This window comes from Photobacterium chitinilyticum (assembly GCF_004104355.1).
GTDB lineage: Bacteria > Pseudomonadota > Gammaproteobacteria > Enterobacterales > Vibrionaceae > Photobacterium > Photobacterium chitinilyticum.
Window position 1 is genome coordinate 1 of record NZ_RJLM01000166.1, and the last position, 504, is coordinate 504.

Here is a 504-nt window from a genome sequence, read left to right on the forward strand (position 1 = left end):
CATAAAGATGCCAATCAAGGATAATTTGAGACTATTTCGATAGGACAAGGCAAAATAAACTTGTAATTTTAAAGATACTGTATAAGCCAAAAAGATCAGGGCAACTACTAAGACATTCAAAAGGGTMGCAATCAAATGAACAATGGTCTGATGAGGCAATTGCACCAAGAGATACAAACCATAGGTCAAAACTAGACCCACACCTAAAAAGCTATAGAAAATCAGGTTGCTTGAGACAAAATTTTGCTTGTAAAGAGACCAAGCCTCCTTCAAACTGTATTCCCGAAAGCTATAACCATGTTCTGCATATAAGCTCATCAAGGTGGCACTAGCCGGCGCTAGACCAAGGATAATCCCTCCTGCTAAAGTTAATAGCCAAAAGAAGGCTGTCGCAATCATCCCTAAAAAGAAACGATTAAAGACAAAGTCTAAAAATCTACCCATGATATTCCCCTAAAAATAACTATGAAACCATTATATCATATTTCAAGCGTTTTCAAAAAC

General features: G+C 36.8%; 1 protein-coding gene. It reads right to left on the bottom strand.

The genetic code is table 11. From position 1 onward, the window contains the following. Positions 1-444, bottom strand: a 444-nt coding sequence (locus EDI28_RS26360) for a DUF624 domain-containing protein (protein WP_128786721.1), incomplete at its 3' end; no start/stop codon positions are given. Positions 445-504: the final 60 nt, after the last annotated feature.